Source organism: Crystallibacter degradans, from assembly GCF_012952295.1.
Classification (GTDB): Bacteria; Actinomycetota; Actinomycetes; order Actinomycetales; family Micrococcaceae; genus Crystallibacter; species Crystallibacter degradans.
Genome location: NZ_JABBCH010000003.1, coordinates 377,863 through 398,129 on the forward strand (window position 1 = coordinate 377,863; position 20,267 = coordinate 398,129).

19 protein-coding genes, 1 pseudogene and 2 riboswitches are annotated in these 20,267 nt (G+C 64.9%); of the genes and pseudogenes, 8 read left to right on the forward strand and 12 right to left on the reverse strand.

The genetic code is table 11. From position 1 onward, the window contains the following. Window positions 1-43 precede the first annotated feature (43 nt). The 3 genes from HGO92_RS08465 to HGO92_RS08475 all read left to right on the forward strand — a co-directional run bounded on the left by HGO92_RS08465 (window position 44) and on the right by HGO92_RS08475 (window position 2,838). Window positions 44-916 carry an aminodeoxychorismate lyase gene (locus HGO92_RS08465; RefSeq protein ID WP_169993643.1) on the forward strand — a complete coding sequence of 291 codons (873 nt, stop codon included), beginning with the start codon at window positions 44-46 and terminating at the stop codon, window positions 914-916. Between the two features lie 133 nt (window positions 917-1,049). Continuing rightward, window positions 1,050-1,164, forward strand: a riboswitch (SAM riboswitch). Window positions 1,165-1,224: 60 nt separating this feature from the next. Further along, complete coding sequence (locus HGO92_RS08470; RefSeq protein WP_169993645.1) at window positions 1,225-1,590, forward strand: rhodanese-like domain-containing protein; 366 nt, start codon at window positions 1,225-1,227, stop codon at window positions 1,588-1,590. Between the two features lie 3 nt (window positions 1,591-1,593). Continuing rightward, the gene (locus HGO92_RS08475) at window positions 1,594-2,838 is read left to right on the forward strand and encodes an O-succinylhomoserine sulfhydrylase (protein ID WP_169993647.1); all 1,245 of its coding nucleotides are present in this window, start codon (window positions 1,594-1,596) and stop codon (window positions 2,836-2,838) included. A 37-nt stretch (window positions 2,839-2,875) separates the two neighbouring features. Here the strand turns inward: HGO92_RS08475 and HGO92_RS08480 are convergent, their stop codons facing one another. The 3 genes from HGO92_RS08480 to HGO92_RS08490 are packed head-to-tail and all read right to left on the reverse strand — an operon-like array spanning window position 2,876 to window position 5,850. Next, window positions 2,876-3,673: an energy-coupling factor transporter transmembrane component T family protein gene (locus HGO92_RS08480; protein ID WP_169993648.1), complete on the reverse strand. Its 798-nt coding sequence runs from the start codon at window positions 3,671-3,673 to the stop codon at window positions 2,876-2,878. After that, window positions 3,670-5,232 (reverse strand): ABC transporter ATP-binding protein, encoded by a 1,563-nt coding sequence (locus tag HGO92_RS08485; protein WP_169993649.1) that lies wholly within the window; start codon window positions 5,230-5,232, stop codon window positions 3,670-3,672. Before HGO92_RS08485 ends, HGO92_RS08480 begins: the two co-directional genes overlap by 4 nt. 3 nt (window positions 5,233-5,235) lie before the next feature. Beyond that, window positions 5,236-5,850: an ECF transporter S component gene (locus HGO92_RS08490; RefSeq protein WP_169993651.1), complete on the reverse strand. Its 615-nt coding sequence runs from the start codon at window positions 5,848-5,850 to the stop codon at window positions 5,236-5,238. Between the two features lie 52 nt (window positions 5,851-5,902). Continuing rightward, window positions 5,903-6,041, reverse strand: a riboswitch (TPP riboswitch). 109 nt (window positions 6,042-6,150) lie between these two features. On the opposite strand from HGO92_RS08490, the gene HGO92_RS08495 reads away from it, so the two are divergent. Then, window positions 6,151-6,411 carry a DUF4235 domain-containing protein gene (locus HGO92_RS08495; protein ID WP_169993653.1) on the forward strand — a complete coding sequence of 87 codons (261 nt, stop codon included), beginning with the start codon at window positions 6,151-6,153 and terminating at the stop codon, window positions 6,409-6,411. 182 nt (window positions 6,412-6,593) lie between these two features. Here the strand turns inward: HGO92_RS08495 and mnhG are convergent. The 6 genes and pseudogenes from mnhG to HGO92_RS08525 form a co-directional block, all read right to left on the reverse strand. Then, window positions 6,594-6,971: pseudogene (gene mnhG / locus HGO92_RS23720) on the reverse strand (monovalent cation/H(+) antiporter subunit G); the annotation flags it as partial. Then, a complete protein-coding gene (locus tag HGO92_RS08505; RefSeq protein ID WP_074703262.1) occupies window positions 6,961-7,230 on the reverse strand; it encodes an MrpF/PhaF family protein in 270 nt (89 codons plus the stop codon). The gene HGO92_RS08505 and the pseudogene mnhG, both read right to left, overlap by 11 nt. Window positions 7,231-7,241: 11 nt before the next feature. Beyond that, the gene (locus tag HGO92_RS08510; protein WP_169993657.1) at window positions 7,242-7,808 is read right to left on the reverse strand and encodes a Na+/H+ antiporter subunit E; all 567 of its coding nucleotides are present in this window, start codon (window positions 7,806-7,808) and stop codon (window positions 7,242-7,244) included. Next, window positions 7,805-9,427, reverse strand: coding sequence for a Na+/H+ antiporter subunit D (locus HGO92_RS08515; RefSeq protein WP_169993659.1), 1,623 nt, complete (start codon window positions 9,425-9,427; stop codon window positions 7,805-7,807). The genes HGO92_RS08510 and HGO92_RS08515 overlap by 4 nt, the downstream gene beginning before the upstream one ends. Continuing rightward, window positions 9,424-9,897 (reverse strand): Na(+)/H(+) antiporter subunit C, encoded by a 474-nt coding sequence (locus HGO92_RS08520; RefSeq protein ID WP_169993661.1) that lies wholly within the window; start codon window positions 9,895-9,897, stop codon window positions 9,424-9,426. Before HGO92_RS08520 ends, HGO92_RS08515 begins: the two co-directional genes overlap by 4 nt. Beyond that, entirely contained in the window at window positions 9,894-12,896 is a 3,003-nt protein-coding gene (locus HGO92_RS08525; RefSeq protein ID WP_169993663.1) for a Na+/H+ antiporter subunit A, read from the reverse strand. Before HGO92_RS08525 ends, HGO92_RS08520 begins: the two co-directional genes overlap by 4 nt. Before the next feature lie 206 nt (window positions 12,897-13,102). Between HGO92_RS08525 and HGO92_RS08530 the strand changes: the two genes are divergently transcribed. After that, complete coding sequence (locus HGO92_RS08530) at window positions 13,103-14,482, forward strand: MFS transporter (RefSeq protein ID WP_169993664.1); 1,380 nt, start codon at window positions 13,103-13,105, stop codon at window positions 14,480-14,482. On the opposite strand, the gene dcd is transcribed toward HGO92_RS08530, so the two are convergent. After that, window positions 14,483-15,064, reverse strand: a complete 582-nt coding sequence (gene dcd / locus HGO92_RS08535; protein ID WP_139004498.1) for a dCTP deaminase — start codon at window positions 15,062-15,064, stop codon at window positions 14,483-14,485. It lies immediately after the preceding gene. Window positions 15,065-15,206: 142 nt separating this feature from the next. Here dcd and HGO92_RS08540 point away from each other — a divergent pair, with 142 nt between their 5' ends. Further along, window positions 15,207-16,613, forward strand: a complete 1,407-nt coding sequence (locus HGO92_RS08540; RefSeq protein ID WP_169993666.1) for a M15 family metallopeptidase — start codon at window positions 15,207-15,209, stop codon at window positions 16,611-16,613. Window positions 16,614-16,691: 78 nt separating this feature from the next. Here the strand turns inward: HGO92_RS08540 and HGO92_RS08545 are convergent, their stop codons facing one another. Beyond that, entirely contained in the window at window positions 16,692-17,549 is an 858-nt protein-coding gene (locus HGO92_RS08545) for a tryptophan 2,3-dioxygenase (RefSeq protein WP_169993668.1), read from the reverse strand. Between the two features lie 84 nt (window positions 17,550-17,633). On the opposite strand from HGO92_RS08545, the gene HGO92_RS08550 reads away from it, so the two are divergent. Next, window positions 17,634-18,116 (forward strand): cation:proton antiporter regulatory subunit, encoded by a 483-nt coding sequence (locus tag HGO92_RS08550; RefSeq protein WP_169993670.1) that lies wholly within the window; start codon window positions 17,634-17,636, stop codon window positions 18,114-18,116. 6 nt (window positions 18,117-18,122) lie between these two features. Further along, window positions 18,123-19,304, forward strand: a complete 1,182-nt coding sequence (locus tag HGO92_RS08555; protein ID WP_169993672.1) for a cation:proton antiporter domain-containing protein — start codon at window positions 18,123-18,125, stop codon at window positions 19,302-19,304. Window position 19,305: 1 nt separating this feature from the next. Here HGO92_RS08555 and HGO92_RS08560 read toward each other — a convergent pair whose 3' ends face one another. Beyond that, window positions 19,306-19,818 carry a hypothetical protein gene (locus HGO92_RS08560; RefSeq protein ID WP_169993674.1) on the reverse strand — a complete coding sequence of 171 codons (513 nt, stop codon included), beginning with the start codon at window positions 19,816-19,818 and terminating at the stop codon, window positions 19,306-19,308. Window positions 19,819-20,267: the final 449 nt, after the last annotated feature.

Genomic DNA, 20,267 nt, shown 5'->3' on the forward strand with positions numbered 1-20,267 from the left:
TTGTACAGCCTAATGTGCCCGAGCGGCAATCTATGCTGATCCCATGACAGTTTTGGTGTTTCTCGACCCTGCCCTGGAGAATGGGCGCATCGCCGATGCCACGAAGCCGCAGCTGATGGCAACCGATCTGGGCGCCACCCGCGGCGACGGCATTTTTGAATCGCTCCTCGCCGTGGACGGGGTTCCCCGCAAGGTGCAGGCGCACCTGGACCGGCTGGCGTCCTCGGCCCGCATCATGGATCTGGACATCCCGCCAGCCGATGCCTGGGAGCGCGCCATCGCCACCGCCGTCGCCGAACACGCCCCGGCCGAAGAACTGGTGCTCAAGCTGCTGGTCACGCGCGGCGTGGAAGGTGCGGAGCGCCCCACCGCTTGGGTGCAGGCGTCCCTTCCCGGTTCCGCCGGCAGGGAGCAGCGGCAGGAGGGCCTCAATGTGCTCCTTCTGGACCGCGGCTACGACAGCAACATCGCCGAGCGCGCGCCCTGGCTGCTGCTGGGCGCCAAGACCCTCTCCTACGCCGTCAACATGGCTGCCCTGCGCTACGCCAAGGCCAACGGCGCGGACGATGTCATCTTCACCTCCACCGACGGCCTGGTGCTGGAGGGTCCCACCTCCACCGTGCTGATGGCGACCGTGCGCGACGGCGTGCGGAAGCTCACCACGCCGCTGCTCGAAAACGGCATCCTCCCCGGCACCTCCCAGGGCGCCCTGTTCAACGCGGCCGCCGATGCCGGCTGGCAGCTGGGCTACGGGCCGCTGGAACCGCACCACCTGCTGGCCGCTGACGCGGTCTGGCTGGTCTCCAGCATCCGGCTGCTGGCGCCGGTCAAGTCCATCGACGGCCAGGCCGTTCCGGTGTCACATGAGATGACCGAGGAACTGACGGCGCTGCTGGCCAAAGGCAGCCGGGAGTAGCCCAAACGCTTCTCGCGGCTGCGAGGGCGGCGGCCTTCCGCCGTCGTAAACCTACGTAACCGTTACCAACGATGACGACGGCGGCGCCCGGGCTTGGGTGCCGTGGGCCGCAGCGTGCTACTTTCTTGAGCAGAGTAACGAGGTCCAGCGTCAAGCCCTGACTGTGCTGGCCGGCAACCCTCTTCACGGCGGGGTGCCTCAGGTGACTACTCGGCAGTGTTCATTTGGTTCATTTGCAAGCGTGATCAGGAGTGCCCTATGCCCCCCTTGGAACAACCCGTCCAGTCTCCCGTTGACAGGACCAGCGCATGAGCTACGCCGGAGACCTCACGGTTGAAGAAGCCGTGGAGAAGCTGCGCGGCGGTGCCGTACTCGTGGATGTCCGCACCGAGCCCGAATGGCAGCAGGTGGGCGTGCCCGTAACGAACGACGACGGCGCTCCCGCACGGTTCATCGAGTGGAACCGGATTGACGGCAGCCGCAATACTGGGTTCCTCAACGAACTGCAGTCGCTGCGCGGCAAGGAACTGCTGCTGCTGTGCCGCTCCGGACGGCGCTCCATCGATGCCGCCATCAGCGCTACCGCCGCCGGGCACACCGCGTACAACGTGCTGGGTGGCTTCGAAGCCGCCGGCGGCTGGCAGCAGAGCGATCTGCCCTGGAAGCGGGGCTAGACGATGGTGCCCACGGAGCCTGCCGGTCCCGGGCCGGATCCGAAGGATCTGCTCGCCGGTTGGGCCCCACAGACCCGGGCCGTCCGCGGCGGCCTTGACCGCACGGGCTTCCAGGAAACCTCCGAAGCCTTGTTCCTGACCTCCGGCTACGTTTTCGATTCCGCCGAAGCCGCCGAGGCCTCCTTCAACGGCGAGGTGGAACGCTTCGTTTACTCCCGCTACGGCAACCCCACCGTCGCCGCCTTCCAGGAACGGCTCCGGCTGCTCGAGGGCGCCGAGGCCTGCTTCGCCACCGCCAGCGGCATGAGCGCCGTCTTCACCGCCCTGGGCGCCCTGCTCGCCGCCGGTGACCGGGTGGTTGCGGCGCGGAGCCTGTTCGGTTCCTGCTTTGTCATTCTCAACGAGATCCTGCCGCGCTGGGGCGTGGAGACGGTCTTCGTGGACGGGCATGACCTTGCCCAGTGGGAGCATGCCCTCGCCACCCCGGCCGCTGCCGTGTTCTTCGAATCGCCGTCCAACCCGCTGCAGGAACTGGTGGACATCCGGGCGGTCGTGGAACTGGCGCACGCCGCGGGTGCGCAGGTGGTGGTGGACAATGTCTTCGCCACCCCGCTGCTGCAGCAAGCTACGGAACTGGGCGCCGACGTCGTTGTTTATTCGGGCACCAAACACATGGACGGGCAGGGCCGCGTCCTTGGCGGTGCCGTGCTGGGGCGCGCGGATTTCATCAACGGCCCGGTCAAGCAGCTGATGCGCCACACCGGGCCCGCGCTGAGCCCGTTCAACGCCTGGACGCTGCTCAAGGGCCTGGAAACGATGTCCCTGCGCGTGAACTATTCGACGGCGTCCGCACTGGAGATCGCCCGCTGGCTTCAAACGCAGCCGGCGGTGCGGCGCGTGGTCTACCCGTTCCTCGAATCGCATCCGCAGTACGAACTGGCCCGACGCCAGATGAGCGGCGGCGGAACCGTGGTCACGTTCGAGCTCGAGCCTGACGCTGCCAGCGGCGCGGACGCCAAGGCCGCCGCGTTCCGGCTGCTGAACTCGCTGACCACGGTGGACATCTCGAACAACCTCGGTGATGCCAAGTCCTTGATCACCCATCCGGCCACCACCACGCACCGCGCGATGGGACCGGACGGACGGGCCGCAATCGGGCTCGGCGACGGTTTTGTCCGGCTGTCCGTGGGACTGGAAGCCACCGAGGACCTGCTCAAGGACCTGGACCGGGCATTGACCGGGCCGTAGCCGGCCGGACCAGCTGAGGTCCGGCACGGCTGCCGGTCTAGCCGAAGATGAAGTTCCAGGTCCCGGCGGAGACGGCGGCGGTAACGGCCGCCGCCGAGACCAGGGCACCGCCCAGGAAGACCCAGATATCGACCCTGCTGAAGGTCGATTCCCGGGCCCAGGTGCGCTGTGACCCGCCGAAGCCGCGGGCCTCCATGGCCACGGCCAGGCGGGTTGCGCGCCGGATCGCCTGGACGATCAGCCCGAACGCCTGGCCAAGGAACGCCGCGAATTTGGCCAGCGGCTTGTTCTCGGCGCCGACTCCGCGGGCACGGCGGGCAAGTCCCAGAGTCCGCCATTCGTCGACCAGCAGGCCCACCAGCCGGAGGCCGGCCAGGGCCCCGAGCACAAACCGGTGCGGAAGCTTGAGCTTCTGGGCCAGCGCATCGGCCAGATCCGTGGGGTCGGTGGTCAGCAGCAGGAAGATCCCGGGCAGTGCCACTGCCAGGGAACGCAGCCCGATGGCCACACCGGAGTTGATGGAATCCTCGGTGAAAAGCAACGGGCCTGCTTCGAAGACCACCGCGCCGGTTTTCTCCGCCAGCAGCGCCGTTCCGTAGGCGCCCACCAGTGCCGCCACCACCAGCGGCCAGCCGCGCTTGAACAGCGCCCAGGCGCTGATCCCCAGCACGGGCATCAACAGCAGTTCCGCGGCCAGCACCACGCCGGCGCTCACCCAATCCACACTGAGCATCACCACCACGGTGACCATGGCCACGGCGGCAAGCTTCGAGAGCGGATTGGCGCGGGTAAACGGCGAGGCAGTCAGCCGCGGGGTCATGATGTCCAGGCTCATGCCGCCCTCCCGCTCGCGACCGGCGCCTGCAACTGCGCTGTTCCATCCGCCACGCGCAGGACGTTGCCGCCAAGCGCCGCAGTAAAGTCGGCGTCGTGTGTCACGGACACCACGCAGTGGCCGTCGGCGATCAGGCCGCCGAGCAGGGAGACCAGCTCCGCCCAGGTGTTCGCGTCCTGCCCGAACGTCGGTTCGTCCAGGACCAGGATGTCCGGGCTAGTGGCCAGCATGGTTGCCACGGACAGCCTGCGCTTCTCCCCGCCCGAAAGGGTAAAGGGGTTGGCCTGCAGGAGTTTGGTCAGCCGCAACCGCTCCGCGATGGCATCAACGCGGCGCCGCACCTCGTCCTCCGGCAGCCGGGCGACGCGCCGGGGACCGAATTCGAGTTCGTCGATCACCCGGTGGGTCAGGAACTGGTGCTCGGGTTCCTGGAAGACGGTGCCGATCCGGGTGACCAGCTCAGCCGATTTCCACTTGTGCACGGTGCCGGGAGCACCCCGCCGGAGCTCCGGTGCGGCCTCAAGCCTGCCGCCCGCCGGGGTCAGCAGCCCGGCCAGAGTCAGCGCCAAGGTCGACTTGCCGGCGCCGTTGGGGCCGGTAACGCTCAACGCCTCGCCCGCCGCCAGTTCCAGCGAGACTTTATTGACTACCGGTCCGGCCCTGCGGGTCCGGGCAACGGACAGATCCGCCGCCCGGAGCAGGTCCGCCCCCGGCGTGCCGTGGCCGCCGTCGCTGCCGTTGCCACCGCCGGTGGGCAAGGAGGTGTGCAGCCGGGGCGTGTAACCGGGGACCCAGACACCGGCTTCGATCAGGCGTTCCCTGGTCCCTGCGGCATTGAGAACCTCCGCCGGCGGACCGTCGGCAAGAACACCGCCGCTGGCCGCCAGCACGATGACCCGGTCCACCACGTCTGCCCAGACGGCCACGCGATGTTCCACCACGATCAGGGTGGCGCCGGTGCGTTCAAGCACCCCGACCACCGCGTCCCGGACCTCCAGCACACCGTCCGGGTCCAGGTTCGCCGTGGGCTCGTCAAGCAACAGGACACCCGGCCGCATGGCCAGGACCGACGCCAGCGCAAGCCGCTGCTTCTGCCCGCCGGAGAGCGCCGTAGTGGGGTGGTCCAGCGGGACCTCGAGTCCCACGTCCGCTAGGCTTTCGCGCACCCGGGACCAGATTTCATCCCGCGGCAGGGCCATGTTCTCCGCGCCGAAGGCGACCTCGTCCCCCACGCGCGCCATGACCACCTGGGACTCCGGATCCTGGAGCACCAGTCCAGTCCGGCCGCGGGACTGGACCGGGTGCATGCCGTCGACAGTCAGGCGGCCCGCTTCATCGCCTTCGCCGTCGTCGCCCAGCACCCCCGCAATAGCATGCAGCAGCGTGGACTTGCCGGCACCGGAAGCGCCGAGCAGCAGCACGCGCTCCCCCGGCTCGATCCTGAAGCTCACGTCGCTGACCGCGGGATCCTTGCGGCCGGCATGGCGCCAACCGTATCCCTCGGCGGTGACGGCCGCCGGGCGGCCGCGCTCCGCCGTCGTGCTTTGAATGGTTTCCATGGTCTATACGTCTGCTGTCCGGCCGGCGGCAAAGGACGAGAGCGCGCCGGTCCTTGCCAGTCCTCTCATGGCCAACCAGGGCAGCAGGCCGGCGATGACCACGCCGGAAACGGCTGCGAAGAGTGTGTACCAGAGCTTCCAGTCGGTTGCCCATTCCACGTTCCACATGATGTTCTCGCCGATGGCCAGCGCCAAACCGGCACCCAGCCCGGCCAGCAGCGACACGCCGAGGTTGAACTTCTTGTAGAGGAAGAGCAGGAAGACCAGTTCGGCCCCGACGCCCTGGATCAGGCCGGAGAGAAGCACCGTGAGGCCGAACTGCGTGCCCAGCAGGCTCGACACGGCGGCGGCGAGGACCTCGCAGTAGATCGCCGCGCCGGGCTTGCGGATGAGCAGCCCGCCCAGGACGCCGGCCGTGAGCCAGCCGCCGGTGTACAGCCCGCCGACAGGCGGGAAGGCCGCTGTCAGCACCGCGATGCCGGCATAGCCCGCGGACCACGCCCAGAAGATGACCCCGATGGCCACGCCGATCACGGACGCCACCACAATATCGACGACGCGCCAGGTGTAACGGGGTTTGCGCGCAGCAGCCTGCGCGGAAGGTGTAACGGTATTCATGGAAAATCCTCCTGAGGTTCAGGAGGGGAGGGCAACCCGGCTTTTCCGGGCACACCCTGAGATCTCGACTCCCTTCGCCGGTACTAGCCGGAGCAGGTTCGAGGGTCTGCGGCTGTCCGCACTCTCAGCGTCCCGACCCGGTACGGCTGGTTGCCGTTGATTCCGTGACGGACGCTCCCCTGTCGTCATTGGTGCTTTTTCAAGCGACTTTCAGTGTACTACTGACGACGGCGCGTGGCAGCCGGGGCGGAAAACGCTAGGCTGGGTGGCAGATGACATCACCGACGAAAGGCAGTGGCAGTGAACATTGTGTTGAAACTTCTAGGCACAGTGGTGAGCATCGGGGCGGGACTGGCCGGCGCCAAGCTCATCGACATCCTGTGGAAGGCCATCACCGGCGAAGACTCCCCCAAGCATGACGACGACATGGAAAACAGCCTAAGGGCCACCATTGCCTTCGCCGCGATTTCCGGTACGGTCAGCGCCATCATCCGCGTGCTTTCCCAGCGCGGAACCATGCAGGCGGTCAACCGCTTCAACCGGACCCGGGACATGGTCTAGTCCTAAGAACAGTTTCAGGATTCGCGGCGGCGTCTGGCGGAAGCCTTCGCCGCCGCTTCCTTTGGCTCCTTGGTACGCAGCGCGCTCTTGGACTTTCCGGCGGGCTTTTTTCCAGCGTCCCCGTCGGCGGCCAGTTCCGCCGCCAATTCGGGATCGGCAGCCAGCGCCGCCTCTTCCGCGGCATCCGCCTTCCGGCGTTCGGCTTCTTCCGCCGCAGCTTTCTGGACCACGGCATCCAGATCATCCACGCTCAGCGTTTCCCGGTGCAGGTGCTTGGTGCGGTAACCGGCACGGCCCACCATGTGCGCCGACACCGGAACCGTCAGCAGTTGGAACAGCCAGGCGACAATCAGCACCGGCACCGCTGCCCAGCTGCGAAGCTGGAGGGCCAGGCCGATCAGCAGCAGCAGCAGCCCGAAAACCTGGGGCTTGGTAGCCGCGTGCATCCTCGAGAGCAGGTCCGAAAACCGGAGCAGCCCGATAGCGGCTGCCAAGGACATCAATGCCCCGAGGACCAGGCAGAATCCGGCGACAATTTCCAGCACAAGATCAGTGTTCATGGGTCCGCCTGTCGATGACGAAGCGGGCCACCGTGACTGAACCGATGAAGCCGATCAAAGAGATGATGATTACCAAGGTCAGATTGGCCTGATGCTTCCTGACGGCCATATCCGCTATCAAGCCCGCGCATACGATGGCCAGCAAAACATCGATAGCGATCACCCGGTCCAGAATGGAGGGGCCTTTGACAATCCGGGAGATTGCGACGGCGGCGGAGAAGGCCAGGACGACGGTGACGATCACCAGGACAACTTCCATGAATGGGCTGTTCAACTGGTTCCTCCGTTCCGTCGGTTTGCTGCCTCCGCTTTGACCATCGCGACTTCCTCTTTACTGCCGATCGCCCGGATCAGCCCGGCTTCGATCCTGCGGACCTGCTCGCGGAACCGGTCCGCCTTATCCGGGTCCGGAATGTCCAGGACGTGCAGGTACAGCGTCGAAGTGGACCGGTCCACGTCCACCACGAGGCTTCCGGGAATCAGCGAGATTGTATGACCGGTGGCGGTGACCAGCAGGTCCGAATGGCTGCGCAACTTCACGGCTAACACTCCGTTCTTGGTCCTTGGTCCCCGGGTGAGGGCGATCCAGAAGACCTCGAAACTAGCCTTCGCCACGTTCAGCAGGAACGCCGCCACGAACACGGCTGCCGCCCAAAGATTCAGGCGTCCGGCCAGTTCTACCGGCGGCAAGTAAAAGATATTGACGACGGCGAGGGCGATGAGCAGTCCGAAAATCAGGTTGCCGGCGCTGAAGTCCTGCCAGAGGGCTCCCCAAAGGATGACCAGCCAGACCAGCAGCGGAACTTCGACGAGCAGCGGGATCCGGGAACGAGTCATTGCTCAACCCCCTGTGCCGCGCCGGTACCAAGAACGGCCTCGATATAAGGGGTGCGCTCGAGCATAGCGCGGGCCCCCTGATCGCTGAGCTGGAACAGCGGACCGGCGAAGACGGTCAGTGCCACGCCGAGCGCCACCAGGCCCGTGGTGGCTCCGACCATGCTCTTCGGCAGCAAGTGGATGGTCCCCCTGCCGGAGAACCGGCCGGTGGGCTTGTCCGTCACATACTTGGACGTGCGCAGAGTGGAACCGTCCGGTTTGCTGGCCAGCAGCACCGGATCCGGATGCTCGGCGTCCTCCGGGGTCCGCCAGAAGGCCCTGTTCCAGACGCGGGCCATGGCCATCAGGGTCAGCAGGGAGGTAACAACGCTGCCGATCACCAGTGTGTACGACACCGGGGTGGCAAGATCGACGCCGCCTTGCAGCAGGCCGAGCTTGCCGAGGAAGCCGGAGAAGGGCGGGATGCCGGCCAGGTTCATGGCCGGCACAAAGTACAGGATCGCCAGCAATGGCGAGAGTTTTGCCATTCCGCCCAGACGGTCCATGTTGGAGGTGCCGCCGCGGCGTTCGATCAGACCCGCCACCAGGAAAAGGCTTGTCTGGACGGTAATGTGGTGCGCCACGTAGTACATCGTCGATCCCAGTCCGACCACGGAACTCATCGCCAAGCCGAAAACCATGTAGCCGATGTGGCTGACCAGCGTGAACGAGAGCATACGTTTGATGTCGATCTGGGCCAGCGCCCCCAGGATGCCGACCACCATGGTCAGCAGCGCGATGATCATCAGGAAAGTGTTGATGCGGTCGCCGGGGAAAAGCAGCGTCTCCGTCCGGATCAGCGCGTAGACACCCACCTTGGTCAGCAGGCCGGCAAATACTGCAGTCACCGGGGCAGGCGCGGTCGGATACGAGTCGGGCAGCCAGAAGGACAGCGGGAACACCGCCGCCTTGATGCCGAACGCCACCACCAGCATCAGGTGCAGAATCATTTGCGTGGAATCATCCAGCTCGCCCAGCTTCACGGCCAGGTCGGCCATGTTGATGGTGCCGGTCGCGGCGTAGATCATCGCGATGGATAGCAGGAACAGCATCGAGGAAATAACGCTGACCACCACATACGTCACACCAGCCCGGACGCGTGGCCCTGTCCCGCCCATGGTCATCAGGACATAACTGGCGGTCAACAGAATCTCGAAACCTACGTAGAGGTTGAACAGGTCCCCGGTGAGGAAAGCGTTGGACACCCCCGCCACGAGGATCAGGTAGGTGGGATGGAAAATCGAGATGGGACCGTCTTCGTCCCCATCGGCCATGCCCTGGCCGGAGGCGTAGACCAGCACGGCCAGGCTCACGGCCGAGGAGATCACGAGCATCAGGGCTGAAAGCTCGTCCACCACCAGGGAAATTCCGAACGGCGGAACCCAGCCACCAAGGAACACCGCCTGCACGCCCTGGGTCCAGGCCGACCACAGCATGAGTAGCTCAACGGACAGTGTCAGGGCCAGAGTGGTGATGGCCACTGTTCGCTGTGCAACCGGCCGGCGGATCAGGATGAAGGCAAAAGCAGCGCCCAGGAAAGGAAGGACAACGGCCAGCGGGGCCAGGCTTGCGGCGTTCATTCTTGTCCCCGAACTCTGGTCTTCGGTGCTGCCGGCCGTTCATCGGCGTCTTCGGGCGTGACGAATTCCGTGGTCTCTACCGGGATAGCGGTATCGTCCTCGGCGTCGAAGCTGGGCTGGTTGGCGACGCGACGGTCTTCAATATCGTCCTGGACTTCGTCCTGGCGTCCCAGCACCCACGAACGGTAGATGATGCCGAGCATGAACGCGGTCACCGCGAAGGAAATCACAATGGAGGTCAGGATCAGTGCCTGCGGAAGTGGGTCGTTGTATTCCGCTGCAGGAATATCCGCGTCGTACAGCGGCGCGAGGCCGGCGGCGCCGCCGGTGGTCAGCAGCAGAAGGTTGGCGCCGTTGGCCAGCATCATCAAGCCGAGCATGACCCGGGTCAGGCTGCGTTCGAGAATCAGATAGACGCCCACCGCCACGAGAACTCCCATGACCACGAGCAGCGTGATGTTCACCGTCATCGTGCTACTCCTTCCTCGATGGCGTCCGGCGCCGGCTGCGGCACGCCCTCATCCGGCTTCGGTGCCCTCTCCTGGCTGCGCTCATCGACTTCGGCACCGAAGCTGCGCAGAACGTCGAGCACCAGGCCCACCACCACCAGATAAACGCCGATATCGAAGAACGTTGACGTGACGAATTTATGGTCGCCGAATACCGGCAGGCTGAAATGGATGATCGCGCTTTGGAACACCTCGCCGCCGAAGAACAGCGGTGCCATGGCGGTCAACGAAGCAATCCCCAGGCCGGCGCCGAGCAGGAAGCCGGCGCTGACAGGGGTGGCTTCGGCCAGTTCCACACGTCCGCCCGCCAGGTACCTGATCGCCAGGGCGATGCCTGCCAGAAGTCCGCCGGCGAAGCCTCCGCCGGGCAGGTTGTGTCCTGCCAGCAGCAGGTAGATCGAGAAGATCACCAATGAGTGGAACAGGAGTCTGGTGATGACCTCGAAGATGATGGAACGCCGCTCCGGGGCGAGAGTCCGCCCGGCAACCAGCCAAGCATCCCTGGCCGAGGTTGCGAAGCGCCGGGCAGTAACCAACGCGGCGGCATCCCGGCCGGTGCGCTCGGGCAGTTCGGCGAGGCGGTCCACGGACCCGGAGGCGACGTTTGAGGCGCGCATGCGCTTGTCTCCGCGGCTGCGGACGAAGATCAGGCTGGCCACGCCCGTGGCAGCGACGGCCAGGACGGAGATCTCGCCGTAGGTGTCCCACGCGCGGATATCCACCAAGGTGACGTTGACAATGTTGGCTCCGCCGCCGCCGTCGTACGCTAGCTGCGGGAATTCCAACGAGACCGGCAGCTGGGTACGCGCTGCCATGGATGTCATGGCAATGACCACCATGGCCAGGCCGAAGGCCGCACCGATCGCAGCCCGCAGCCATTTGAAACTGCTGGGGGTGCGCAGCCAGAGCCGCGCCGGCAGGGAGCGCAGTGCCAGCACAATCGCGACCAGCACAATGGTCTCCACCAGCATCTGGGTCAACGCCAGGTCCGGCGCGCCCTGCAGCGCAAAGATCAGCGCAATGCCGTAACCGGTGACCGAGACCATCAGCACGGCCATGAACCTCTTGTTGGCCCTGATGGCGAGAATGGCCGCCACGATGATGCCCAGCCCCGCGAGCAGTTGCGCGGGAGAGTCGAAAGCAATCCAGCTGTCGGGCCAGGGCGTGTCCATCAGGAACACCGCGCTCATCGGAGTGACGATCGAAACGATGAGAATGACCACGAGGTAAAAAATCAGCGAGCCGCGCTGCGTGCGGCCGGTGACCCAGACGGCCACCTCATCCAGCACGCCGATAACGCCGCGGTAGGCGCGTTCACCGGTAAGCCCACCGGAGAAACGGTCCTGGAACGCGGTGACCCGGGTCCGGAACAGGAACAGCAGCGTGCCCACGGCCAGCGTCAGCACCGTCAGTCCGAGCGCCGGGGTCACGCCGTGCCACAGAGCCAGGTGCCCGTCTGGCTCGCCGTCCGAGGGGAACAGTGAAACATAGGGGGCGATAATCGAGTCCAGCGGGGCGGGCCAGAGACCGAACACCACAGTGGCTGCCGTCAGCAGCATCGGCGATGCGATAAACGCCCCGGGAATGCGTTTGAACGCGGTCTTCTTGACGTTGGGCTTGTAGGCAAACCCGCCCCAGACAAACCGTGCACTGTAGGCAAAGGTCAACATGGAACCGATGACGACGCCGGCCAGCAGGACTGGTCCGGTCCAGCCTCCTTCGGAAGCATGGTGGACGAAGGTCTCGTAGACCGACTCTTTCGCCACGAAGCCCAGCAGCGGCGGTACCCCTGCCATGGACGCGGCGCCGATCAGCGACACGGTAAATAGGACAGGCGCCGCCCGGTAGATTCCCGAAAGCTGGCGGATGTCGCGGGTGCCGGACTGATGGTCGATGATACCCACCACCAGGAAGAGTGTCGCCTTGAAGAAGCCGTGTGCCAGCAGCAGTCCCAGTCCTGCCAACGCGCCGTCGCGGCTGCCCAGCCCTACCACCATGGTGAGGAAGCCCAGTTGGCTGACCGTGCCGTAGGCCAGGATGAGCTTCAAGTCGAACTGTTTGAGTGCCAGCCACCCGCCGACCAGCATGGTCGCCAAGCCCAGGACCAGCACGGTCCCCTCCCAGTACCGGGTGTCAGAGAAGCCCGGCGCGAAGCGTGCCACCAGGTAGATGCCGGCCTTGACCATGGCTGCAGCATGGAGGTAGGCGCTGACCGGAGTGGGCGCGGCCATGGCGGCAGGCAGCCAGAAGTGGAACGGGACCAGTGCCGATTTGCTGATGGCGCCGACCAGGATCAGCAGGATGGCCACGTCGACCAACATGCCGTGCTGGATCAGTTCCGGGGCCGCGGCCATGATTTCCGAGATGCGGTAAGTACCCGCCGTCTGCCCGACCATGATCAGGCCGACGAGCATGGTCAGGCCGCCGAACGTCGTCACCATCAGGGCCTGCAGGGCCGAACGCCGCGCCGCCAGACGGTGCCGCGCGTACCCGATCAGCAGGTAGGACAGGACGGTGGTCAGTTCCCAGAAGACGTAGAGCATGAGCAGGTCATCAGTGATCACCAGACCGAACATGGCTCCGGCAAAGGCAAGCAGCTGCGCTCCGAACGGTCCGATGTTGGGATCATCGGCCTTGAAGTAGCGTGCGCAGTAAAAGAGGACCAGGGCGCCGACACCGAGAATAAGGATCGCCAGCACAGCGGACAAGGTATCCATCCGGAAGGCCAGCTCCAGCCTCAGCTCCGGAATCCACGGGATGATGACCGACGGCGGTGCATTCGGTGCGCCGGAGAGTACAGTTTGGTCCGACCCCGTGTACCGGTCGAAAGTAACCAGGAGCCAGATGAAGCAACCGGCTGGCACGGCGGCCAGAATGTAGAAGGTTGAACGACCGAGTTTCCTGAAGATCCAGGGCGCGATGAAGGCCACCACGAAGAGCAGGGTGAGCACAACAAGCACTATATTCTCCGGGGCTTCCTTCTGGGATTGGCGGTAAAAAGGCTCAAAAGCCTGATTGCATTCTACCCGTGGCATACGTCCGGCTCTGACGTTGCCCGTCATAATCGTCCTTACCCGCGCCCCTCCAATCGTTGTTTTACTGCGCATTCATCCACTGGTCAGCGGCTTAAGCTGTTCATGAAGTGCGTAGCGGCTAGCATTCGGTTATGAGCCACTGGTCAGGAAATCCGGCACCATCCGCGAACGCCGGCTCTCCCTCGGAAGAGAGAATCAACAAGAAGCACGTGCTCGCGTGGGCCTCCTGGGACTGGGGCTCGGCCGCCATCAACGCGATCATGACGACGTTCGTCTTTACCGTCTATCTGGTGAGCGATCCCTTCGGCGGCAAAGACTATGCCTCGCAGATCCTCGGGTACGGTCTGGCCGTGTCCGGAATTGCCATCGCTCTCCTGGCTCCAATCACCGGCCAGCGCTCGGACTCCGGCGGGCGGCGGAGGTACTGGCTGGGGGTCAACACCATGGCCGTCGTCGCGCTGACGGCGCTGTGCTTCTTTGTCTACCCCTCCCCCGAGTTCCTCTTCGTCGGCGTCGCGCTGATCGCGCTGGCCAACATTTTCTTCGAGTTCGCCAACGTCAACTACTACGCAATGCTCGGCCAGATCTCCACGCCGTCCACCGTCGGCAAGGTCAGTGGCTTCGGCTGGGCCATGGGCTATGTCGGCGGCATCGTTGCCCTGGCGCTGGTGCTCATGGGCTTCGTCCTCCCCGAGACCGGCTGGTTCGGCGCCACCGCGGAAAACGGGCTGAACATCCGGCTGGTCGCGGTGTTCTCAGCCGTCTGGTTCCTGATCTTTGCGCTGCCGGTGCTTTTTACCGTGCCGGAAATTCCCCGCCAGCCGAAGGCCGCCCGGCTGGGATTCTTCGCCTCCTACGGGCTGTTGTTCCGCCGGATCAAGGCCATCTACCGGACCAGCCCGCACACCATCTTCTTCCTGCTGGCCAGCGCGATCTTCCGGGATGGCCTGGCAGCCGTCTTCACCTTCGGCGGTGTGATTGCCGCCGGCACCTTCGGCTTCACCCTGACCGAGGTCATCTTCTTCGCCATCGCCGGGAACGTCGTCGCCGCCCTTGGCGCCGTCGCCGGCGGGATCCTTGATGACCGGATCGGACCGAAAAAGATCATCGTCGGCTCCCTGATCGGGCTGCTCGTCTCCGGCGCTACGGTCTTCGCGCTCGGCGCCAACACGCACAGCGTCTTCGGCATGACCCTGACCGGAGACACTACTTTCTGGGTCTTCGGGCTGATGCTGTGTCTCTTCGTCGGTCCCGCCCAGTCCTCCAGCCGCGCCTATCTGGCGAGGCAGGCCCCCAGAGGCGAGGAGGGAGAGTTCTTCGGCCTCTACGCCACCACCGGCCGGGCGGTCAGCTTCCTGGCACCCACGCTCTTTGGCCTGAGCATTACCATCTTCGGCACGCAGCGCTTCGGCATCTTAGGCATCCTCATCGTGCTGCTGGCAGGGCTGCTGGCGCTTCTGCCGGTCAAGGAGCCGCGCGAGGTTCCGACGGCCCAAACGCCGTCGGCCTGACTATCGCTCGATCGTGGTGCGGTGGAAGTTAAGGTAGCTGCGCGACGCCGTCGGGCCCCGCTGGCCCTGGTACCGGTTGCCATACTGGCCGGATCCATAGGCGTGTTCGGCCGGTGAGGTCAGGCGGAAGAAGCACAGCTGGCCGATCTTCGAGCCCGGCCAGAGCTTGATCGGCAGGGTGGCCATGTTGGACAGCTCCAGCGTCACATGGCCGGAGAAACCGGGATCGATGAAGCCCGCCGTGGAGTGCGTGAGCAGACCCAGCCGGCCCAGCGAAGACTTGCCTTCCAGCCGGGCGGCGATGTCCTCCGGCAGGGTCACCGTTTCGTAAGTGGAACCCAGCACGAACTCGCCGGGGTGCAGGATGAACGGCTCATCGGGGTCCACCTCAACGAGGCGGGTCAGTTCGGGCTGCTCCAGCTGCGGGTCGATGTGGGCATATTTGTGGTTGTCGAACAGCCGGAAGAACCGGTCAATCCGCACGTCCACGCTGGAGGGCTGGATCATTTCGGGCAGAAACGGGTCCAGGACAATTCGCTCGGCATCGAGTTCGGCTCGGATATCGCGGTCTGAGATCAGCACCATCTAAAAATAACGCATGGCCTGCAGGAGCCTTCAATTCCCGACGGCGGACCCACCGGCCGCCGCTCTGTTGCCCACGGCGCCGCAGTGGAAACATAGAGGGTACGGCCGCGCTGGCCGCCAGTTCATTAACAGGGGAATTATGGAAACCGGAAGCACTTCGCAACGCCCACGGCTCGCGCTGATGATGGTCATGGCCTCCGCCGTGGCGCTGCTTTTCACGCTCGTAACCGCCGCTCCCGCCTCAGCCGCCGAACCTGTCCGGGACCCGAGTAACATCAAGGTCCTGGTCAACAAAGCCCACCCGTTGAGCCCGCTTACCTATACTCCAAAACTGGAGCGGTGGAAGAGCACGGGCTACCGGATGCGGCCGGATGTCAGCACCCAACTCTCCAGCCTTTTTGCCGGCGCCGACAGCGCAGGCCATGCGATCGCCGTCGTCAGTGCGTACCGTTCCTATGCGGAACAGCGTGACCTCTACAACTACTACGTGAGGATCTACGGCAAGTCCTACGCAGACCGCATTTCCGCCCGTCCTGGTTATAGCGAACACCAGACCGGACTGGCGGTGGACGTTGGCCTGGCCAGTGGATCCTGCGGGCTGGAAGCCTGTTTCGGCGATACCGCGGCGGGCAAGTGGGTGGCCGCCAACGCCTACAAACACGGGTTCATCATCCGCTATCCGAAGGGCCACGAAGCCACCACCGGCTACACCTATGAACCCTGGCATCTGCGCTTTGTCGGCGTCACCTTGGCCACCGAAATGCGGACCAAGAAGATCCCGACCATGGAGCACTACTACGTGCTGGGCAAGCCGAGTATCCGCAGCTACTCGGATGTGCTGGCTGCCGATTCCGCCGGTGACCTCTGGCGTTACCCGGGCAGCGGAGGCAGGATGCATCCCCGGGTGAAAATCGACCATACGTACGGCGGCGTCAAGACCGGCACATCGGTTGACTGGAACCAGGACGGGACCATCGACCTGCTGCTCCAGATGAAGGACGGCCGGCTGCTGGTGAACCTGGGCAGGTCCGGCGGCGGCTTCCAGGCACCCCGCGAGGTTGGCCGCGGCTTCGCCAAGTACGACCTCACCGTTGGACGGTGGGCCGCCGCGGACACCTACCCGGGCGTCGTGGCCAAGCGTTGGTCGGACGGCGCCCTGCTGTACTACCGCAACGTCTCCGCGGCTTACCTGTCCGCTGGCAGGACAGTCAGCAGCGGCTGGGGGCGCTACCGTCCCACGATGTTGGACTGGAACCAGGACGGAAAGCAGGACCTGATCGCTATCCGAAACACCGGCGAGCTCTACTTCTACCCGGGAAACGGCTCCGGCGGCATCAGCACCTCCGCACGCCAACTGGTTGGCAAGAGCGGCTGGCACAAGGTCTCGACCGTGACCCCGCTCTACGGCTACACCGCGTCGGGATCCGCCGGCTTCATCGGGAAGTTCACCGACGGAACCTTGAAGTACTACCCCTATAGCAAGGGCCGCTTCGGCACACGCACCCAGGAGGGGACAGGCTTCGCTTCCTACAACGTCTTCCGGTAGAGCTCCCCAGACGCTGCCGGCGGTCGAGACGAACGGCGACCGCCGGCAGCCCTTTCCCTCGGCCGCAGGTGGGCAGTCTTACGGCTGGCCGATCTCGGTACGGACGGCGTAGAGCTCCGGGAAAAACGTCAGCTCCAGGGCCTTTTGCAGAAAACCGACGCCGGATGAACCGCCGGTGCCGCGTTTCATGCCGATGGTGCGTTCCACCGTCTTCAGGTGGCGGAAACGCCAGAGCTGGAAATTGTCTTCCAGGTCCACCAGTTCTTCACAAGCCTCGTAGACATCCCAGTTCTCTCGGGCGTTCTCGTACACATATTTAAAGGTCTGCACCAGTTCGGCATTGAACACGTGGGCTTCGCTGACGTCCCGTTCCAGGAGTTCCCGCGGCACCGCGTAGCCCCGGCGGGACAGGAACGCCAGGAACTCGTCGTAGATACTGCTCTTCCCCAGCAGGTCCCCCAGCAGGGCCTGGGCGCTCGGATCCGCCGAGAAGACGTCGAGCATGCTCCGGTTCTTGTTGCCCAGCAGGAACTCCACCGCCCGGTACTGGTAGGACTGGAAGCCAGATGACGAGCCCAGCTGGCCACGGAATTCCGCGTACTCGGATGGGGTGAGGGTAGCGAGCACGGACCATTGTTCCGTCAGCGAGCGCTGGATGTGTTTGATCCGGGCAATGCCCTTCATCGCAAACCGCAGGTCATCGGCCTGCAGTTTCTCCCGCACGGTGCGCAGCTCGTGCAGGACCAGCTTGAGCCACAGCTCCGAGGTCTGGTGCTGGATAATAAAGAGCAGCTCGTCGTGGTGTTCCGGCTTGCTCACCGGCCGCTGGGCGGAGAGCAGCTCGTCCAGCTGCAGGTAAGAGCCGTAGCTCATCTTGTCGGAGAAATCGGTCTCGATTCCGGTTTCGAATTTCCGGGTGTTCTTGTCCACCGTCATGGCACTCCATTGGGTTGGTTTTGGTTACTCACTAGCCTACGGCCAGCGCCTCAGAACATGGGCTGAGGGGACTACTGTTGTGCCATGGACGTGGAAGAAACGCCGTTGCCGGGAATCGGCCTTCGCCGGGAGATAGTGCTGGACAACGGAAGGCGCGTGGGCATAGTCATCCATCGCGATGGCCAGACCGAGCTGATCATCTCGCGCCTGGACGATCCCGACGCCTGCCTCGCCTCAGTTCCTATGAGTGTGGAGGAGGCCGCTACCTTGGGCGGACTGCTCGGCGGTCCAAAGCTGGTGGCCCAGCTCTCCGAAGAACACAGCGAACTGCCGGGCGTGAGTACGCGGCAGTTCCCGGTGACCGAAGGTTCGCCTTTCGCCGGGCATGCCCTGGGCGAGGCCAGGATCCGCACCCGCAGTGGCGCGTCCGTGGTCGCCATTATTCGCGAAGGCCAGGTGATGCCTTCCCCCGCGCCGAACGACACGATGAACCCCGGAGATCTACTCATTGTGGTGGGCACCCCGGATGGACTGGATGCTGCCGCCAAGATCCTGCACGGGGGATAGCCGGGCGTGGGCGGCACGACTCTTGTCCTGATCGAGCTCGGCCTGGTGTTTCTCGGGTTGGGCATCCTCGGTCGTCTTGCCGCCCGGATCGGCATGTCGCCGGTTCCCTTGTATCTGCTGGGTGGATTGGCTTTCGGCAACGGCGGATTGATCGAGTTTGCCAGCATCAGCGAATTCAGCCACATCGCCAGTGAAATCGGCGTGGTCCTGCTCCTGCTCATGCTGGGGCTCGAATACACCGCCCGTGAACTCGCGACAGGCCTCCGGCAGTCCTGGCAGGCCGGTGTGGTGGACATGCTGCTGAATTTCCTCCCCGGTGCGCTGCTGGCGCTCATCCTCGGCTGGGGCGGGATCGGAGCACTGGTACTCGGCGGCGTGACCTATATATCCTCGTCGGGCATTGCGGCCAAAGTCCTCACGGACCTGGGTCGCCTGGGAAACCGGGAAACACCGGTGGTCCTCTCCATCCTGGTTCTGGAAGACCTCGCCATGGCCGCCTATCTGCCGGTGCTCACGACAGTCCTCGCCGGGGCTTCGTTCCTGGGCGGTCTGCAGGCCGTTGGAGCAGCGCTGCTGGCCGTGAGCGCAGTCCTGTTCCTGGCCATCCGGTACGGCCAGCGGATCACCGCCTGGATCCACAGTCCGGAACAAGAAACGTTCCTGCTCAAGCTGATCGGTGTAGCGCTGCTGGTGGCCGGTCTGGCTTCCGCCATGCAGGTTTCGGCCGCCGTCGGAGCCTTCCTGCTGGGCATCGCAATATCGGGAGCAACGGCAGAAAGCGCCGTCCGGGTCCTGGCGCCGCTGCGCGATATTTTTGCGGCCATGTTCTTCGTGGTCTTCGGGCTCAACACGGATCCGGCCTCCATCCCACCGGTGCTGGTCTGGACCATCGTGCTGGGGGTGCTGACCGCAGGCACCAAAATGGCTACCGGCTGGTGGGCAGCGCGCCAGGCGGGGATCGGCCGGTGGGGACGGCTTCGGGCAGGCGCTGCGCTGATTGCCAGAGGCGAATTTTCCATCGTCATTGCCGGCCTCGCAGTGGCCTCGGGTGCCATTGTTCCCGAGCTGGCCGCGGTAGTGACGGCTTATGTGATGCTCATGGCGGTGACCGGGCCGATAGCCACCCGCTTTGCCGAGCCAGCCGTCCGCCGGATATCCCGGCAACCCGAAGCAGAGCCGGCGAGCTGACTCAGCGTACGGATGAATCCCAGCGCCATGCCCGGCCTCGGGTTTCCGGGGTCCGGCCGCTGGCCTGCAGCAGGTCCTGCCACGGCTCGCTGGTCCTGGCTGCGAACGGAAACAGCCGGTCGAGCACCCTGGCGATGGTCCCGCCGTCGGCCTCATAGCCAATGCCGTGGGCAGCCAGGATGTCGTAGGCATGCAGGGCCGCTTCGGTGATCCCCATCGCGGCGAAGCCGGAAGCATCCGAAATGCCGGCCGGGTGATAGCCGCGTTTGTCCGGCGGCGCCACAGCGGCCACGGCACACAGCAGTCCGGCGGTGGCATCAAGGCAACTAATGATGCCGGCTGTCCCGGTGGCCGGGTCGGGCCAGAACAAGATCTCCGGCGAACCCTGCCGCCAGGGAGGCGGATCCTGCAGCACCACATAGCTGTCCTGCGGCGGGTTGCGCCCCAAAAGCTGCATGGCGTAGAAGCCGAAGTCGTCCAACAGGTGCGCCGCGGTGTTAGTAACTAGTGTCATTTTCTATGGATTTTTATCCACACATAATGTCTCACCTTCCTGCTAGCGTAAGCGTTATGAAACTGTCGCAGTACTCGACGATGGCCGGAATGGGCTATATCGTGCTGCGGGGAGCCGGTGCAAAGCCGGGCACATTCCCGGTGCGTGTCAGGACGGGCGCGGCAACATCCACATGCCCGGGTCCGGGTCGCTCATGGCATCCACGGCCGCCGTTTTACGCCCGGGTTTTCTCCGCGCCCAAAGGGCGGATTTGGACGGTCAGGGCACGGCGCGTGGCCGGCTACGCCGTGGCGCGGGGTCTCAGGTCGTGTCGGTGACCCGAGAAGTGGCCGGTGGCGTCCACGATGAACGCCCGAAGCTGGTGAAGCCGCTCCGTTCGGAGGACCGGCGAACACCCGTCGTCAAACACCTGGGCCCGGCTAACCCGCGTCGGGTTCAACTGGTTCGAA

Coding starts and splice junctions, on each gene's coding strand:
- HGO92_RS08530 (WP_169993664.1), top strand. CDS start 13,103: ATGAGCCACTGGTCAGGAAATCCGGCACCATCCGCGAACGCCGGCTCT.
- HGO92_RS08470 (WP_169993645.1), top strand. CDS start 1,225: ATGAGCTACGCCGGAGACCTCACGGTTGAAGAAGCCGTGGAGAAGCTG.
- HGO92_RS08510 (WP_169993657.1), bottom strand. CDS start 7,808: ATGACTCGTTCCCGGATCCCGCTGCTCGTCGAAGTTCCGCTGCTGGTC.
- HGO92_RS08545 (WP_169993668.1), bottom strand. CDS start 17,549: ATGACGGTGGACAAGAACACCCGGAAATTCGAAACCGGAATCGAGACC.
- HGO92_RS08475 (WP_169993647.1), top strand. CDS start 1,594: ATGGTGCCCACGGAGCCTGCCGGTCCCGGGCCGGATCCGAAGGATCTG.
- HGO92_RS08480 (WP_169993648.1), bottom strand. CDS start 3,673: ATGAGCCTGGACATCATGACCCCGCGGCTGACTGCCTCGCCGTTTACC.
- HGO92_RS08560 (WP_169993674.1), bottom strand. CDS start 19,818: ATGACACTAGTTACTAACACCGCGGCGCACCTGTTGGACGACTTCGGC.
- HGO92_RS08490 (WP_169993651.1), bottom strand. CDS start 5,850: ATGAATACCGTTACACCTTCCGCGCAGGCTGCTGCGCGCAAACCCCGT.
- HGO92_RS08550 (WP_169993670.1), top strand. CDS start 17,634: ATGGACGTGGAAGAAACGCCGTTGCCGGGAATCGGCCTTCGCCGGGAG.
- HGO92_RS08485 (WP_169993649.1), bottom strand. CDS start 5,232: ATGGAAACCATTCAAAGCACGACGGCGGAGCGCGGCCGCCCGGCGGCC.
- HGO92_RS08505 (WP_074703262.1), bottom strand. CDS start 7,230: ATGGAAGTTGTCCTGGTGATCGTCACCGTCGTCCTGGCCTTCTCCGCC.
- HGO92_RS08515 (WP_169993659.1), bottom strand. CDS start 9,427: ATGAACGCCGCAAGCCTGGCCCCGCTGGCCGTTGTCCTTCCTTTCCTG.
- HGO92_RS08540 (WP_169993666.1), top strand. CDS start 15,207: ATGGAAACCGGAAGCACTTCGCAACGCCCACGGCTCGCGCTGATGATG.
- HGO92_RS08465 (WP_169993643.1), top strand. CDS start 44: ATGACAGTTTTGGTGTTTCTCGACCCTGCCCTGGAGAATGGGCGCATC.
- HGO92_RS08520 (WP_169993661.1), bottom strand. CDS start 9,897: ATGACGGTGAACATCACGCTGCTCGTGGTCATGGGAGTTCTCGTGGCG.